A 16,055-nucleotide genomic window follows, 5' to 3' on the forward strand; every position below is an offset into this window, starting at 1 on the left:
CCGCCCGTGATCGCCTGGTGTGTGGCCGGCACGCGGCTCACACCCCGAGTTCGTTGTCGATGAAGTCCAGTACTTGCTCGGCGGTGGCCGTCTCCAACTGGTCCACGGCGCCGTCGCCGTCGCTGTCGCCGTCACCCTCCACCGCGGCTCCTGCGGACCCCGTGGCCGCCGTCGTCGCCGTGCAGCGGGCGAGCAGCGCTTCCAGGCGGGCCGCGACGGCCGCCCGGTCCAGGCCGTGCGGGACGGCGGCGGACAGGGTGTGCTCGACGCGGGCCACCTCCAGCAGGACCTGGGCGGTCATGTCACCGCCCGGACCGCCTGCCCCGTACGCGTCACTCACGCCCTCCGCGCCGCTCACACCGCCCATGGCCCCCGCGCCCTCCGGGTCGAGCCGTTCGGCCAGGTGGGCGGCGAGAACGCGAGCCTGCGGGTAGTCGAAGACGAGGGCGGCGGGCAGTTTCAGGCCGGTCGCGGCGGCGATCCGGTTGCGCAGTTCGACGGCGGTCAGCGAGTCGAAGCCGAGTTCCTTGAACGGCGCATCCACCTGGACCGCGCCCGCGTCGGCGTGCCCCAGCACCCCTGCCGCGTGGGTGCACACCAGCTCGGTGAGGAGTTCGAGCCGCGCCTCCTCGGTGAGGCCGGCGAGCCTGCCGGACCAGTCCGTCGCCCCGTCAGCGGCCGCCGCCGCGGTGGGGCGGGCGGTGGTGGGCGCCCCCGCGGCCGCCAGAGTGCGCAGCACGGCGGGCACCGGAGCGTCGGACGCGGCGGGTACGCGGGCGTCCAGGTCCATGGCGAGCAGGTCGGGGCGCCCGTGGGCGCGTGCCGCTGCCAGCAGGGCGCAGCCGCGTGCCGCGCTGGTCGGCCTGATGCCGTACCGGTCGATGCGGGCCCGGTCGGCCGCCGACAACGTCCCGGTCAGGCCGCTGGTCGCCTCCCACAGCCCCCACGCCACGGACAGACCGGCGAGCCCCTCCGCACGCCGGAGAGCGGCCAGCGCGTCGCAATAGGCGTTGGCGGCGGAGTAGTTGGCCTGCCCGGGGGTGCCCATGGTGGAGGCGAAGGAGGAGAACACCACGAACAGTCCCAGCCTCGACTCCCTCGTGGCCTCGTGGAGTTGCTGCGCGGCGACGGCCTTCGCCGCCCATACGCGGGTGAGGCTTTCGGTGGTCTGGGAGCCGATCAGGGCGTTGTCGAGTACTCCGGCGGCGTGCACGACGCCGGTCAGCGGATGGGCCGGATCGATCCCTTCGACCAGGGCGGCGACCGCGCCGGGCTCACTCACGTCGGCAGCGACGAAGGTGGCTTCGGCCCCGAACTCAGCTATACGAGACGCAAGTTCCTCGGCGCCGTCGGCGGCCGGCCCGCTGCGGCTGACGATGAGCAGGTGCTTGCTCTCCCCGGTACGCGCCAGGTGTTCGGCCACGGCGGCGCCGATGGTGCCGGTGCCCCCGGTGACGAGGACGGTGCCGTCGGGGTCGAGCGGCGCGGGCACGTCGAGCACCAGCTTGCCGGTGTGCCTCGCCTGACTCATGTGGCGGAACGCCTCTCGCGCCCGCCCCAGCGGCCATGCGGTGACCGGCAGCGGTACCAGCGATCCGGCGGCGAAGAGCTCGCCGAGCCTGTCGAGCATCAGCCCGAGCCGCTCGGGCCCGGCGTCGGCGACGAGGTCGAAGGCGTCGTACGACACCCCGGGGTGCTCCAGCGCGACCAGCTCGGGGTCGCGCGGATCGCTCTTGCCCATCTCCACGAAGCGCCCGCCGTCGCCGAGCAACCGCAGGGACGCGTCGAGGAGTTCCCCGGTGAGGCTGTTGAGGACGACGTCCACGCCACGGTCTTCGGTGGCCTGCCGGAAGGTGTCCTCGAAGGCGAGGTCCCGGGAGGAGGCGCGGTGGGCGGCGTCGATGCCCATCTCCTCCAGCACGGCGTGCTTGCCCGGACTCGCGGTGGCGAACACCTCGGCACCCAAGTGCCGGGCGATCTGCACCGCCGCCATCCCCACACCACCCGTCGCGGCATGGATCAGCACGCGCTCACCGGCCTTCAGATTGGCCAGCTCCACCAACCCGTACCAAGCCGTCAGGAACGCGGCGGGGGCGGCGGCCGCCTGCCGGGTGTCCCAGCCGGGCGGGACCGGGGCCAGCATGCGCGCGTCGGCGACGGCCCACGGGCCGAAGGCGCCGTCCATCATGCCCATCACGCGGTCGCCCACCGACAGACGGGTGACGCCCGGCCCGACCTCCGTCACCACGCCGGCCGCCTCGGTGCCGGGCAGCGCGTCCGGGTCCGGGTACATGCCCAGGGCGATCAGGACGTCACGGAAATTGACCCCGGCCGTATGGACGGCGACGCGGACCTGGCCCGGCACCAACGGGCGCAGCACGCTGTCGTCGCAGGCTTCCGCCACGACGGCCTCCAGCGTCCCGGAGTCTCCGCCCACCAGCCGCCACGCCCGCGCTCCGGCCGGCCCGGCCAGCTCGACGGGCGCGCCGGCCCGCGCCCACCTGGGCACAAGCAACCGCCCGCCCCGCAGGGCGACTTGGGGCTCGTCCGCCTCCACGGCAGACCGCACCGCGTCCACGAGAGGGGCAACGGACGCCTGGTCGAGGGGCGCGTCGGTGTCCAGCAGTACGAAGCGGCCGGGGTTCTCCGACTGCGCGCTGCGCACCAGGCCCCATACGGCCGCGACCGCCGGGTCGACTGTCTCTGCCGGGGCAGCCGAGCCTCCCGTCGTGCTGCCTGTGTCCGCCGCGCCCCGGGTCACGAAGGCCAGGCGCGTTTGTTTCTGTTCCAGACTCGGTGCGGCCAGGAAGTCCTGGATGACGCGCAACACCCGTTCCGTCAGGGCGAGTCCGTCGCCGCCTGTGGTGTCGCTGTGCACGGGGGCGAGGATCACGGAGGGCGGGGAGGCGGTGTCGGCGAGCGCGTCGACGCCCGGGTAGCAGGGGCAGCCCTCCAGGTCGATGCCCGGGCCCGGTTCCGCGACCAGTTCGCCGAGCACGGCGCATCCGGACAGGTCGGCGGTCACATCGCGGCCGTTTGCGGGGGCCGGTACGGGAAGCGGCTCGGGCAGCGGTGTCCACCGCAGCTCGTAGAGCCCGTCCGCGCCGGGGCCTGCCGACCCCCGCACTTGCCGGGCGCTCGTCGACCGCAACCGCAGCTCTGCCACGTCCACCACGGGGCCACCGGCGGGGTCGGTGACCGTCAGGGACACCGTCTCCTCTTCGCCCCCACCCAGCCCGGCGAGCCGCACCCGCACCGTGGTGGCCTCACTGGCCCACAGCGAAACACCGCTCCAGCTGAAAGGCAGCAGCACCTGCCCGCCGTGGGCCCCCGCCCCGGCCCCGGCCCCGTCCCGGTTCCGCTGCGCGAGCAGCGGGTGCAGGGCGGCGTCCAGCAGCGCCGGGTGGATGCCGAAACCGGCCGGCGAACCGGCCTCCTCCGGCAGCTCGACCTCCGCAAGGAGGTCATCACCGTGCCGCCACATCGCGCGCAGCCCACGGAACGCCGGACCGTACTCGTAACCGGCGGCCGCGACCCCCTCGTAGAAGCCGCCCACCTCCACCGGCTCGGCCCCCGCCGGAGGCCACTGCCCGGCCTGCCGCACCGGCCGCGCCCCCGACGCGCGCCCGAGCTCACCGACGGCATGGCACTGCCACACCGCCGACGCGTCCTGCTCAGACCGCGAATACACATGTACGTCACGACGGCCACCCTGCTCATCAGCCGCACCCACGACCACCTGAACCTGCAACCCACCCGACTCGGGCAGCACCAACGGCGCCTGGAGCGTCAGTTCCTCAAGCGAGGGGCAACCCGCCTCATCACCGGCCCGCAACACCCACTCCACCAACGCCGCACCCGGCACCAGAACCGTCCCTGCCACCACATGCCCGCCCAGCCAGCCACCGCGCTCGGCGGACACCCGGCCGTTCAGCACCACTCCCCCGTCGGCAAGGGCGACCGCGGTCGGCAACTGGGCATGCCCCGACCCGGCCGGGTCCCATCCGCTGTCCCGCTTCACGGTGTCGGCCAGCCAGTAGCGGCGACGCTGGAAGGCGTAGGTGGGCAGGTCGATCGTGCGGGGGGTGGGGTCAGCCGGGAACCAGCGCCGCCAGTCGACGGGGGCGCCGGCGGTGAAGGCGTGCGCTGCGGCACGGGTGAGCTGGGTGGTGTCACCGTGGTCACGGCGCAGGGTGGGGACGACCGTGGCAGGGATGTCCGCCTGCTCGATGGTCTCCTCCATGCCCAAGCCCAGCACCGGGTGCGCGCTGGCCTCGATGAACAGGCGGTAGCCGTCCGCGAGAAGCGCTTCGATGGTGTCGGCGAAACGGACCGGCTGGCGGAGGTTGGTGACCCAGTAATCCGTGTCCAGGGCGGTGGTGTCGGCCAGGCGCTCGGCGGTGACCGTCGAGTAGAAGGCCACGTCGGTGGTGGTCGGCTGGATGTCGGCGAGCCGTTCGGTGAGGAGATCACGGAGCTGGTCGATCTGGGGGCCATGCGAGGCATAGCCGACATCGATGACACGGGCGCGCAGACCACGTGCCTCCGCGTCCGCGACCACGGCTGCCACATGCTCCGGCGGTCCCGAAATCACGGTCGACGACGGCCCGTTGACCGCCGCGACGACCACACCCGGCCGGTCGCCGATCAGCTCAGTAGCCTGCTCGGCACCGGTGCTCAGCGAGGCCATGTCGCCGTGCCCTTGCAACTGGCGAAGCGCGTCACTGCGTACGGCTACGATCCGCGCCGCATCCTCCAGCGACAGCGCCCCCGCCACACACGCGGCAGCCATCTCACCCTGCGAATGCCCGATGACGGCAGCCGGGGTGATGCCATAGTCAGCCCACACCGCAGCGAGTGACACCATCACCGCCCACAGCACGGGCTGCACGACCTCGACCCGGGACAGCTCACTCCCATCCCCGCGCAGGACATCACTCAGCGACCAGTCCACATGCGCCGACAGCGCCCGCTCACACTCCGCGATCCGCGCCGCGAACACCGGCGACTCGTCAAGGAGCTGGGCACCCATGCCCACCCACTGCGACCCCTGCCCCGGAAACACCAACACCGGCCCAGGACCCACATCACCAGCAACCCCGGCCACCACACCCGCCGAAGCCTCACCCGCAGCCAACGCCCCCAAACCGGCCGTCAACGCATCCCGATCACGCCCCACCACCACAGCCCGGTGCTCGAACACCGAACGGGTCGTGGCCAAAGACCAGCCGACCTCGTTCGGCAGTGCGTCCGTGTCGCCCGCCACGAACTCGCCGAGTCGCCGGGCCTGTTCACGCAACGCCTCCGGCGTCCGCCCGGACACCACCCACGGCACGACCCCACCCGACTCCACAACCACTGAGCCCGGCACGTCCTCCTCCGGCGGCGCCTCCTCCAGGATCAAGTGCGCGTTCGTCCCGGAGATCCCGAACGCGGAGACGCCCGCGCGCCGGGGGTGGCCGGTCTCGGGCCACGGGGTGGGCTCCGTGACGACCTCGACCGCGCCCGCGTCCCAGTCGACGTGGGGGCTCAGTTCCTCGACGTGGAGGGTGGCGGGGAGCAGGCCGTTGCGTATCGCCATGACGGTCTTGATGACACCGGCGACACCGGCGGTGGCGTGGGTGTGGCCGATGTTGGACTTGAGGGAGCCGAGGAGGAGGGGCCGGGCGCGGTGTTGCCCGTAGGTGGCGAGCAGCGCTCCGGCCTCGATGGGGTCGCCCAGTTTGGTGCCGGTGCCGTGCGCCTCGACGGCGTCCACCTCGGGCGGGGTGAGGCGGGCGTTGTCGAGGGCGGCGCGGATGACCTGTTCCTGCGCGGCGTCGTTGGGTGCGGTCAGGCCGTTGCTCGCGCCGTCCTGGTTGACGGCGGAGCCGCGGATCACCGCGAGCACCTTGTGGCCGTTGCGGCGCGCGTCGGACAGGCGCTCCAGGAGGAGCAGACCGATGCCCTCCGAGAAGCCGGTGCCGTCCGCCGCGGCGGCGAACGGCTTGCAGCGGCCGTCGGGAGCAAGGCCCCGCTGGCGGCAGAACTCCGTGAACATCAGCGGGCTGGACAGCACGAGCACGCCGCCCGCGAGGGCGAGGTCGCACTCGCGCTGGCGCAGCGCCTGGCTCGCCAGGTGGATGGCGACGAGCGAGGCGGAACAGGCCGTGTCGACGGTGACGGCCGGGCCTTCGAGGCCGTAGTTGTACGCGACCCGGCCCGAGATGACGCTGGTGAGACTGCCGGTGGTGGCGTGCCCCTCGAACCCCTCGGGGATACGGGGCAGTTGGGACATGTAGTCCTCGCTGGACACCCCTGCGTAGACGCCGGTACGGCTGCCCTTGAGGGAGACGGGATCGATGCCGGCGCGCTCGAACAGCTCCCAGGACGTCTCCAGCATCAGCCGCTGCTGCGGGTCCATCGCCAGGGCTTCTCGCGGGCTGATGCCGAAGAAGTCGGCGTCGAAGGAGCCCGCGTCGTCCACGAACCCGCCGTGGCGGACATAGCTGGTGCCGTACGCGGCCGGGTCCGGGTCGTAGAGCGCCTCCAGGTCCCAGCCCCGGTCGGTGGGAAAGTCCTCGATGGCGTCCTTGCCCGCGGCGACCAGGTCCCAGAGGTCCTCCGGAGAGGCCACGCCGCCCGGGAAGCGGCAGGCCATGCCGACCAGGGCCACCGGTTCGTGCCTGCGGTCCTCCTCCTGCACCAGGCGCCGACGCGTGTCATGGAGCTCGGTGGTCACCCTGCGCAGATATTCGACCAGTTGCTCTTCACTCGCCATGTGCGGTCACCCGGCCTTCGGAGTGGGGGTCACGCGCGAGGTGCCGTGCCCGACACCAAGCTCGTTGTCGATGAAGTCGAAGATCTGGTCGGCGGACGCGGCCTTGAGGCGGTCGGCGGCGTCGCCATCGCCGCCGTTGCCGTCGCCGCTGTCGTTCGCCGTGGCGTTCGTGGTCTTCCAGCGCGTGAGGAGCGCTTCGAGCCGGGTGGTGATCTCGCCCGTCTCGGTGTGGGGCAGCTGGGCGGCGAGCACGGAGAGGGTGTTCTCCATGCGGGTCAGGTCGCTCAGCACGGTGTCTGCGGCGGGCGGTCCGGCGGCCGATCCGGCGGGGGCGAGCGCGGACGACGCCTGCCCCGCTGCGGGCGTCTGCCCTCCGGACCTCTGTGTGGCGGCTGTCTCGCTCGGGCTGGTCAGCCGCTCGCGGAGGTGCGCGGCGATCGCCGCGGGGGTCGGGTAGCGGAAGACGAGGGCGGTGGGCAGGCGCAGGCCGGTGTCCTCCACGAGCCGGTTGCGCAGCTCCACAGCGGTCAGCGAGTCAAGGCCGAGCTGCTTGAAGGTGGCGTCCCCGCGCAGCGCTTCCGGGTCGGTGCGGCCGAGGACCGCGGCGGCGTGGGTGCGTACGGCGTCGATGAGCAGACGGAGTTGTTCGGGGGCGGACAGGGGGGCCAGTCGGGCCGGCCAGTCCGTGGGGGGCTTGCGGTCGGCGGCGGTGCGCCGGGTCGGCGCTCCGGCCGCGGCTGCGGCCAGCGCGCGCAGCGGCGCGGGCAGGACGGCGGCGCTCTCGGCGGCGGACTCGGCGGCCAGGGCACGCGCGGCCAAGCGGGCCCCGAGCAGAGGCGAACCGCCCCCGTGAGCGCGAGCGGCGTCGAGCAGCGCGGGGATCCGACCGGGCGCCGTCCCCTTGATGCCGGGCCTCTGCGCGGTGGGCGGCCCGTAGGCGAGGGCCACGCCCGTCGTGCGCGACGACGACAGGGCTGTCGTGCGCGGCGAGGCTGACGTGCGCGGCGGGGCTGTCGTTCGCGGCGGGGCTGTCGTGTCCGTCGTGACGGTCGTGGGCCGGCGCAGGGCGAGTGCAGCGCTGAATGCGTCGGCGCCCGCGGCGGCCGCCGACCGCGCGATGCCCAGGTCCGCGCCCGCCGGGGACAGGACGGCGAACAGGTCCAGGGGAAGGTGGGCGGTCGCGGTGTGCAGGGCGGCGGTGACGCCTGCCCTCGACGACCATGCCTCGGCGAACGAGTCGCTCGCCGAGTCGATCATCAAGTCGCTCGCCGAGTCGCCGGGATCGAACGCGTCCACGACTCCGATGGCGTGGATGACCCCCGTAAGGGGGTGGTCCCCGTCGACGGCGGCGACCACTTCGGCGAGGGCGGTCGGGTCCGCCGGGTCGGCGGTACTCAGGTCCACGGTGGCGCCGAGGCCCCGCACCTCCTCGGCCATTTCCTCCAGTTCACCGTCTCCGGGCAGGAGCAGCAGATGCCTGCACTGCCCGGTGCGTACGAGGTGTTCGGCGAGGTCGGCCACCGGGGCACCGGCCGGCCCCGTGATGAGTACGGTGCCGTCCGGGTCGAGCGGTCGCGACGCTTCGGTGACGGTCGCGTCCCGGAGCACAGTGAGGCGGGGTGCCAGGACGTGTCCCGCCCGCAGGGCGAGTTGCGGTTCGTCGGCGCCGAGAGCCGTGGCCACGGCCTGTTCCAGGAGCGCGTCATCCACTCCGGCACCGACCCCGAGCCCGGCCCCGGCTTCCGTGTCGACGAGGAGGATGCGGCCGGGGTGCCTGACCTGCGCCTGCTCGACCAGTCCTCGTACCACCGCGGCGGCCGGGTCGGGAAGGGAACCGTCACCCGTGGCGACCGCGCCGGACGTGATCACCACCAGCCGGGCGTCGGCGAACCGCGCGTCGGCGAGCCACTGATCGAGGAGCGCGCCGGTCCGCCGCACCGCGCTCAGCGCATCGGCGGCTCCGTCGCCCGCTCCACCAGGGGCGGCAGCCGCGGTGGCGAGAACGACAGACGGCACCGAAGCCCCACCCTCGACGGCCGCGCCGAGAGCGTCCAGGTCCTCGTACCAGCGCTCCACGCGCCCCACGCACTCCCTACGCTCCCCGCGCTCCCCCAGACCGGCCCAGCCCGAGAAGTCAGCACCCTCACCCACCGGCCCCGGGCCCAGCACCGGCACCCACTCCACCGCGTACAGATCGGACACCCGCTCCCCCGCGGCCCGCAGCTCGCGGCGGCCCGCCGCCACCACGACCAGGGCCTCGCAGGTCAGCACCTCCGCGCCGGTCGGGTCGCTCACGCCGACCCGCCAGGCCCGCCCGTCCGCCGACGCGTCGGGGTCGTCGTCCAGCGGGGTGAGACGGACGCGTACAGACGTGGCACCGGTGGCCCACAGGGTCACTCCGGTCAGCGTGAACGGCAGCCACACCTTGTCCTCCTCGGCCGGCCGCTCGCCGAGGAGTGCGGGGTGCAGTGCGGCGTCGAGGAGCGCCGGGTGCATCCCGAACCCGGCCGTTTCCGGGGCTTCTTGCGGCAGCACCGCCTCGGCGAACAGCTCGCCGTCCCGCCGCCACAGGGCGCGCAGCCCCGTGAAGACCGGTCCATAGCCGACTCCGGTGGCGGCGGCCCGTTCGTAGAAGTCGCCCAGGTCGACGGGTTCGGCGCCTGGCGGCGGCCACACCGTGTCCGGGGAGTCCTCCGAGGCCGTGCCGATGGGCTCGGCGCCCAGTCGGCCGTCGGCATGGCAGGTCCACGGCGCGTCGGTGCCGTCGGAGGCGCCCTCGCCCTCAGAGGCTCCCTCGCCCTCGGCGGTGCCCTCGCCCTCAGAGGCGTCCTTGCCGTCGGGGCGGGCGTAGACGTGGAAGTCGCGGTGCCCGTCCCGCGCGTCGGCCGGGCCGACGACGATCTGCACCTGGACGCCCGCGGTCTCGGGCAGCACCAGCGGGGTTCGCAGCGTGAGGTCGTCGACACGCGGGCAGCCGGCCTCGTCGGCGGCGCGCAGCGCCCATTCCGCGAGGACGGAGGCGGGCACGACCGCGGCACCGAAGAGGGTGTGCTGGGCGAGCCAGGGGTGGCTGTGCCTGCTGATACGGCCGGTGAGCAGGCGGATGTCGCCGTCCGCGATCTCGGTGGCCGCCCCGAGGAGCGGGTGCCCCGCAGCGGCGAGGCCAAGCCCTGCCGCGTCCTGGGTGCCTGTGGGGGCCTCCAGCCAGTACCGGCGGCGCTGGAAGGCGTACGTCGGCAGCTCCACGGTGGATGTACCGGCGGCCGGGAACCAGTTCTCCCACCTCACCGCGCACCCGGCGCCGAAGGCCTGTGCCAGCGAGCGGGCCAGGCGTGCCCGGCCGCCGTCGTCGCGCCGCAGTGTGGGGACGGTGACGGCGTCGACCCCGGCCTCCTCGAAGGTCTCCTGGAGGCCGAGAGTGAGGACGGGGTGGCTGCTGGCCTCGATGAAGACCCGGTGGCCGTCGGCGAGGAGCGCGGTGACGGCGTCGGCGAACCGGACCGGGCGGCGCAGGTTCGTGACCCAGTAGTCGGTGTCGAGGCCCGCCGTGTCGATGCGGGTTCCGGTCACGGCCGAGTAGAACGCCACCGGGGCCGTGGTGGGGCGGACACCGGCCAGGGTGTGGGTCAGTTCGTCGGTGATGGCGTCGACCTGGGGGCTGTGCGAGGCATAGTCCACGTCGATGACGCGGCCGCGCAGCTCGCGCGCCTCGGCGTCGGCGACGACGGCGGCGACTTGCTCGGGCGGCCCTGAAATGACGGTCGATGAAGGACCGTTGACGGCGGCGATGCCCACTCCGGGGTGGCCCTCGACGAGTTCGGCGGCCTGCTCCTGGCCCACCCCGAGGGAGGCCATGGCGCCCCCGCCCGAGAGCTGACGCAGCGCCCGGCTGCGCAGGGCCACGATCTTGGCGCCGTCCTCGAGGGTGAGCGCGCCCGCGACGACCGCAGCGGCGATCTCTCCCTGGGAGTGCCCGACGACGGCGGCCGGGGTGACGCCGTGGTCCGCCCAGACGGCGGCGAGCGAGACCATCACCGCCCACAGCACGGGCTGCACGACGTCGACGCGCGACAGTTCGCGCCCGTCCCCGCGCAGGACCTCTGTCAGTGACCAGTCGACGTACGGGGACAGCGCCTGCTCGCACGCGTCGATCCGTGCCGCGAACACCGCCGATTCGGCGAGGAGTTGGGCTCCCATGCCCACCCACTGCGAGCCCTGCCCGGGGAACACCAGCACCGGGCCGGGGCCGACATCGCCCGCGACCCCGCACACGACGTCCGGCGACGCCTCACCCGCCGCAAGGGCCTCAAGGCCGCCGATCAGCGCGTCCCGGTCACGGCCCACGACCACGGCCCGGTGCTCGAACACCGCCCGCGTGGTGACCAGCGACCGGCCCACCCCGGACACAGAGACATCGGCCGAGCCGCCGGTCAACTCACGCAAGCGGCGGGCCTGTTCGCGCAGCGCCGCTCCGGTCCGTCCGGAGACCACCCACGGCAGCACAGCACCGTCCACCGGCCCGGCGTCGTCGGCGACTCCCGCAACGTACTCGTCCTGCCCCGCCTCTTCGAGCACCAGGTGCGCGTTCGTGCCGGAGATGCCGAAGGACGACACCGCGGCGCGGCGCGGACGTTCGCCGCGCGGCCAGACGACCGGCTCGGTGAGCAGTCGCACCGCGCCGGTGGACCAGTCCACGTGGCCGCTCGGCTCGTCGACGTGCAGGGTGGCGGGGAGCAGGTCGTGGCGCATCGCCATCACCATCTTGATGACGCCCGCGACACCCGCGGCGGCCTGCGTGTGACCGATGTTCGACTTCACCGACCCGAGCCACAACGGCCGCTCCGCCGAACGCCCTTGGCCGTACGTGGCGAGCAGGGCCTGCGCCTCGATCGGGTCGCCGAGCGTGGTGCCGGTGCCGTGCGCCTCCACCACGTCGACCTCGTCCGCGGTGAGCCGGGCGGCCGCGAGCGCGGCACGGATGACGCGTTGCTGCGAGGGGCCGTTGGGCGCGGTCAGGCCGTTGCTCGCGCCGTCCTGGTTGATCGCCGAACCCCGGATCACCGCGAGGACGTCGTGGCCCTTGCGCCGGGCCTCGGAGAGCCGTTCGAGGAGGACCAGGCCCACGCCCTCGGCCCAGCCCGTGCCGTCGGCGCCCGCCGCGAACGGCTTGCAGCGGCCGTCGGGGGCGAGGCCCCGCTGCCGCGAGAACTCGGTGAACATGCCCGGCGTGGCCAGGACGGTGGCGCCGCCGGCGAGGGCCAGGTCGCACTCGCCGCGCCGCAGCGCCTGCGCCGCGAGGTGGAGCGTGACCAGCGACGACGAGCAGGCCGTGTCCACCGTCAGGGCGGGCCCCTCAAGGCCGAAGCTGAACGACAGGCGGCCCGAGGCCACGCTCGGCGTGCTGCCGGTCAGCAGATAGCCGTCGGTGGCCTGGGACGGCTCGTGCAGGCGGGGGCCGTAGTCCTGCCCCGTCATGCCGACGAACACGCCGGTGGGGCTGCCCTTGAGCGCCCGCGGGTCCAGGCCCGCCCGTTCGAAGGCCTCCCAGGCGCATTCGAGGAGCAGCCGCTGCTGCGGGTCGACGGCCAGGGCCTCGCGCGGGCTGATGTCGAAGAACTCGGCGTCGAAGTCGGCGGCGTCGTAGAGGAATCCGCCCTGCCGCGTGCAGCTGGTGCCCGACCGGTCGGCGTCGGGGTGGAACAGCCGCGCCAGGTCCCAGCCGCGGTCGGTGGGGAAGTCGCCGATCGCGTCGGCGCCGTCCGCGACCAGCCGCCACAGGTCCTCGGGCGAGCCTGCGCCGCCGGGATAGCGGCAGCTCATGGCCACGATGGCGACCGGGTCCTCGTCCGTGCCGAGGTCACCCGTGCCGAGGCCGCCCGTGGCGGGCGCGGAGCCGGCCGGGACGGTCGTACCGGTGAGCTCCGCGCGCAGGTGCGCGGCGATGGCCAGGGGCGTCGGGTGGTCGAAGGTGAGGGTGGCGGGCAGCGGCAGGCCCGTCTCCGTGCTGAGCCGTTCGCTCAGCTCGGTGGCGGCCATCGAGTCGAAGCCCAACTGCTTGAAGGTGCGGGCGGCTTGGACCGTGCCCGAGGCGTCCCCGAGCACGACGGCCACGTGCTTGGTGACCAGGCCGAGGAGGACCCGCTCCTGGTCGTTCACGGAGAGCCCGGCAAGCCGCCCCTCGGGCCCGCCCCACGCACGCGCCCCCTCCTCCCGCTCATGTCCTGCCTGCTCCGAGGGCTCCGAGGGCTCCGAGGATTCCGGAAGTTCCGGGGTCTCCGGCTCCTGCCCGTGCTGCTGCCCCACCCCGGCGGCGGCAGGCCAGTGGCGCTCGCGCTGGAAGGGATACGTGGGGAGGGGGAAGCGGCGCGTGGTGGTGGGAGCGCCGTAGGCCGGGGTGAAGTCGACGTCGGCGCCGCGGACGTACGCCTGGGCCAGCGACGTCAGGAACGTGGCCACCTCGTCGCGCCCGCGGCGGCATGTGGCGATGGCGGCGGGGCGCGGACGGCTCCGGTCCGCGGGAGCGGGGAAGCAGTCGCGGGCCATCGCGGACAGCGGTGCGTCCGGGCCGAGTTCGACGAACGTGGTCACCCCGCGCTCGCACAGCCCCCGCACCCCGGACAGGAACCGCACGGGCTCGCGCGCATGCCGCGCCCAGTACTCGGGGTCGGCCTGCCCGGCGCCGCTCCCGGTCGCGGTCACCAGTTCACCGGTGACGTTGGAGACGACGGGGATGACCGGCTCGTGGAAGGTCAGGCCAGCGGCGACCGCGCGCAGCTCGTCGAGGATGGGGTCCATGTGCGGGGAGTGGAAGGCGTGGCTGACCTTCAGGTGGTGGGCCTTGCGGCCGCGTCCCCGCCAGGCTGCGGTCAGTTCGTCGACGGTGGCGCGGTCGCCGGAGACGACCACGGAGTCGGGGCCGTTGACGGCGGCCACGGTGACGTGCCGCTCGTGCCCGGCGAGCTGTTCGGCCGCCTCGTCCGCCGTGGCCTGCCACGCGGCCATCGCGCCGGGCGCCCGGACCGCCTGCATGAGCCGTCCCCGCGCGGCCACCAGAGCGCTCGCGTCCGGCAGCGAGAGGACGCCGGCGACGTGCGCGGCTGCGATCTCGCCGACCGAGTGGCCGAGGACGTAGTCCGGCTTCAGGCCGAAGGAGGCCGCCAGCCGGTACAGGCTCGTCTCGATCGCGAAGAGCGCGGGCTGGGTGTAGGCGGTCTGGTCGAGGAGTGCCTGATGGTCGGCACCCTCGCTGATGACGTTCTCACCCGAGACGTTCCCACCCGAGTCGGTCTCGCCCAGGACGATCTCGCGCAGTGGGCGGTCCAGATGTACGTCCAGGGCGGCGAACGCCTCGTCGAGAGCGTCGGCGAAGACGGGGAACGCGGCATACAACTCCCGCCCCATGCCGAGGCGTTGCGCACCCTGCCCACTGAAGAGGAAGGCCGTCCTGCCCTCGGTGTACGCCTCACCGCGCACGATGGACGCGGTCTCCGCGCCCTCGGCCAGCGCGTCCAGGGAGCCCAGCAGTTCGGCGGTGTCGCGGCCGAGCAGGACCGCGCGGTGGGCGAGGGGCGCACGGGTGGTGGCCAGCGCGTGGCCGACCCGCGCGGCGTCGGGGGCGGGGCGGTGGGCGGCGAGGTGCGCCCGCAGGCGACCGGCCTGCGCGCGCAGCGCGGAAGCGCTGTGAGCGCTCACGGGCCATGGCGTCGGCACCACCACCGGCTCAGGGACCTCCACCCACTCAGGAACCCCCACCGGCTCAGGGACCTCCACCCGCTCAGGAACCCCCACCCGCTCAGGGACCTCCACCCGCTCAGGAACCCCCACCCGCTCAGGCGGCCCCACCGGCTCAGGCACCCCCACCGAATCGGGCGCCGCCGCCACGACAAGGTGACCGTTCGTGCCGCCCATGCCGAAGGACGACACCCCGGCGATCAGGGGCTGTTCGGGGCGCGGCCAGTCGGCCAGGTCCTGCTGGACGGTCAGGCCGAGGTCGGCGAGCGGGATGGCCGGATTGGGGGTGGTGAAGTTCAGGCTCGGCGCCAGCCGCCGGTGGTGGATGCTCAGGGCGGTCTTGAGCAGTCCGACGATCCCGGCGGCGGCTTCGAGGTGGCCGACGTTCGTCTTGGCGGAGCCGACGGCCAGCGGCACGGCGCGCGCGGCGTCCTGCCCGAGGGCGGCGCCGAGCGCGGCGGCCTCGATCGGGTCCCCGACGGGCGTGCCGGTGCCGTGCAGTTCGACGTACTGCACCTGGTCCGGCGTGATCCGCGCCCGTCGGCAGGCGAGGCGCACCACGTCCTGCTGCGCCTGCCCGCTGGGCAGGGTGATTCCGTCGGTCGTACCGTCGCTGTTGACGGCGCTCCCCCGGATCACGCAGTACACCGTGTCGCCGTCGCGCCGTGCCGCCGCGAGGGGCTTGAGCACCACGAGGCCGCCGCCCTCGCCGCGTACGAAACCGTCGGCGCGGGCGTCGAAGGTGTGGCAGCGGCCGGCGGCCGAGAGACCGCCGAAGCGGGCCGCGGCCAGCTCGGTGGTGCGCGGCGAGCAGATGAGGTTGACGCCGCCCGCGAAGGCGATGTCGGAGTCGCCGCCGCGGATGCTCTCGCAGGCCAGATGGACGGCGACGAGCGAGGAGGACTGCGCGGTGTCGACGGTGAGGCTCGGACCGGCCAGGTGGTACGCGTACGAGATGCGGTTGGCCAGAATGCTGCGGTGCACGCCGGTCATGGTGTGGCGGGTGACGGCGCCCGGCGCCCGCAGGTTCAGGACGTCGGTGTAGTCGTCCCAGAACGCGCCGACGAAGACGCCGGTGCGGCTGCGCGCCAGGGTTGGCGGCCGGATGCCCGCGTCTTCGAGGGCCTCCCAGCTCAGTTCGAGGAGCAGCCGCTGCTGGGGGTCCATCGCCACGGCCTCGCGCGGGCTGATGTGGAAGAAGTCCGCGTCGAAGCCGTCGATCCGGTCCAGGTAGCCGCCCGGCCCGTGGAGTCCGGAGTCGGCTCGCCGCCGCTCGGGCGGTGTGGTGCTCACCGCGCTGCGCCCCTCGCTCAGCAGCCGCCAGAACGCGTCGGGGTCAGGTGCTCCGGGCAGGCGGCAGGCCATCCCGACGACGGCGATCGGGTCGGGTCCTGCGCTCGGTCCCGAGGGGGACGCTGACGCGGATGCGGCCATCACGTCAGCTGCGGTCGGGCGCTGAACAACTGGCTGCCACAAAACATCAACGGCGCTCCCGGTCCGAAATCGGAGATCGCTTCGAGTACCGGGCTCATCGTGGGCGGGCTGTCTAAAGGCGAACCAAACC

The 16,055-nt window shown here is 73.8% G+C and carries 2 protein-coding genes; both read right to left on the reverse strand.

Going from position 1 to position 16,055, the window contains the following annotated elements:
- Positions 1-37: 37 nt before the first annotated feature.
- Positions 38-6,760, reverse strand: a complete 6,723-nt coding sequence (locus ACH4D5_RS06095; RefSeq protein ID WP_398299094.1) for an SDR family NAD(P)-dependent oxidoreductase — start codon at positions 6,758-6,760, stop codon at positions 38-40.
- 6 nt (positions 6,761-6,766) lie between these two features.
- Positions 6,767-15,925: a beta-ketoacyl synthase N-terminal-like domain-containing protein gene (locus ACH4D5_RS06100; protein WP_398299965.1), complete on the reverse strand. Its 9,159-nt coding sequence runs from the start codon at positions 15,923-15,925 to the stop codon at positions 6,767-6,769.
- Positions 15,926-16,055: the final 130 nt, after the last annotated feature.

The organism is Streptomyces sp. NPDC018029 (assembly GCF_044327655.1).
GTDB lineage: Bacteria > Actinomycetota > Actinomycetes > Streptomycetales > Streptomycetaceae > Streptomyces.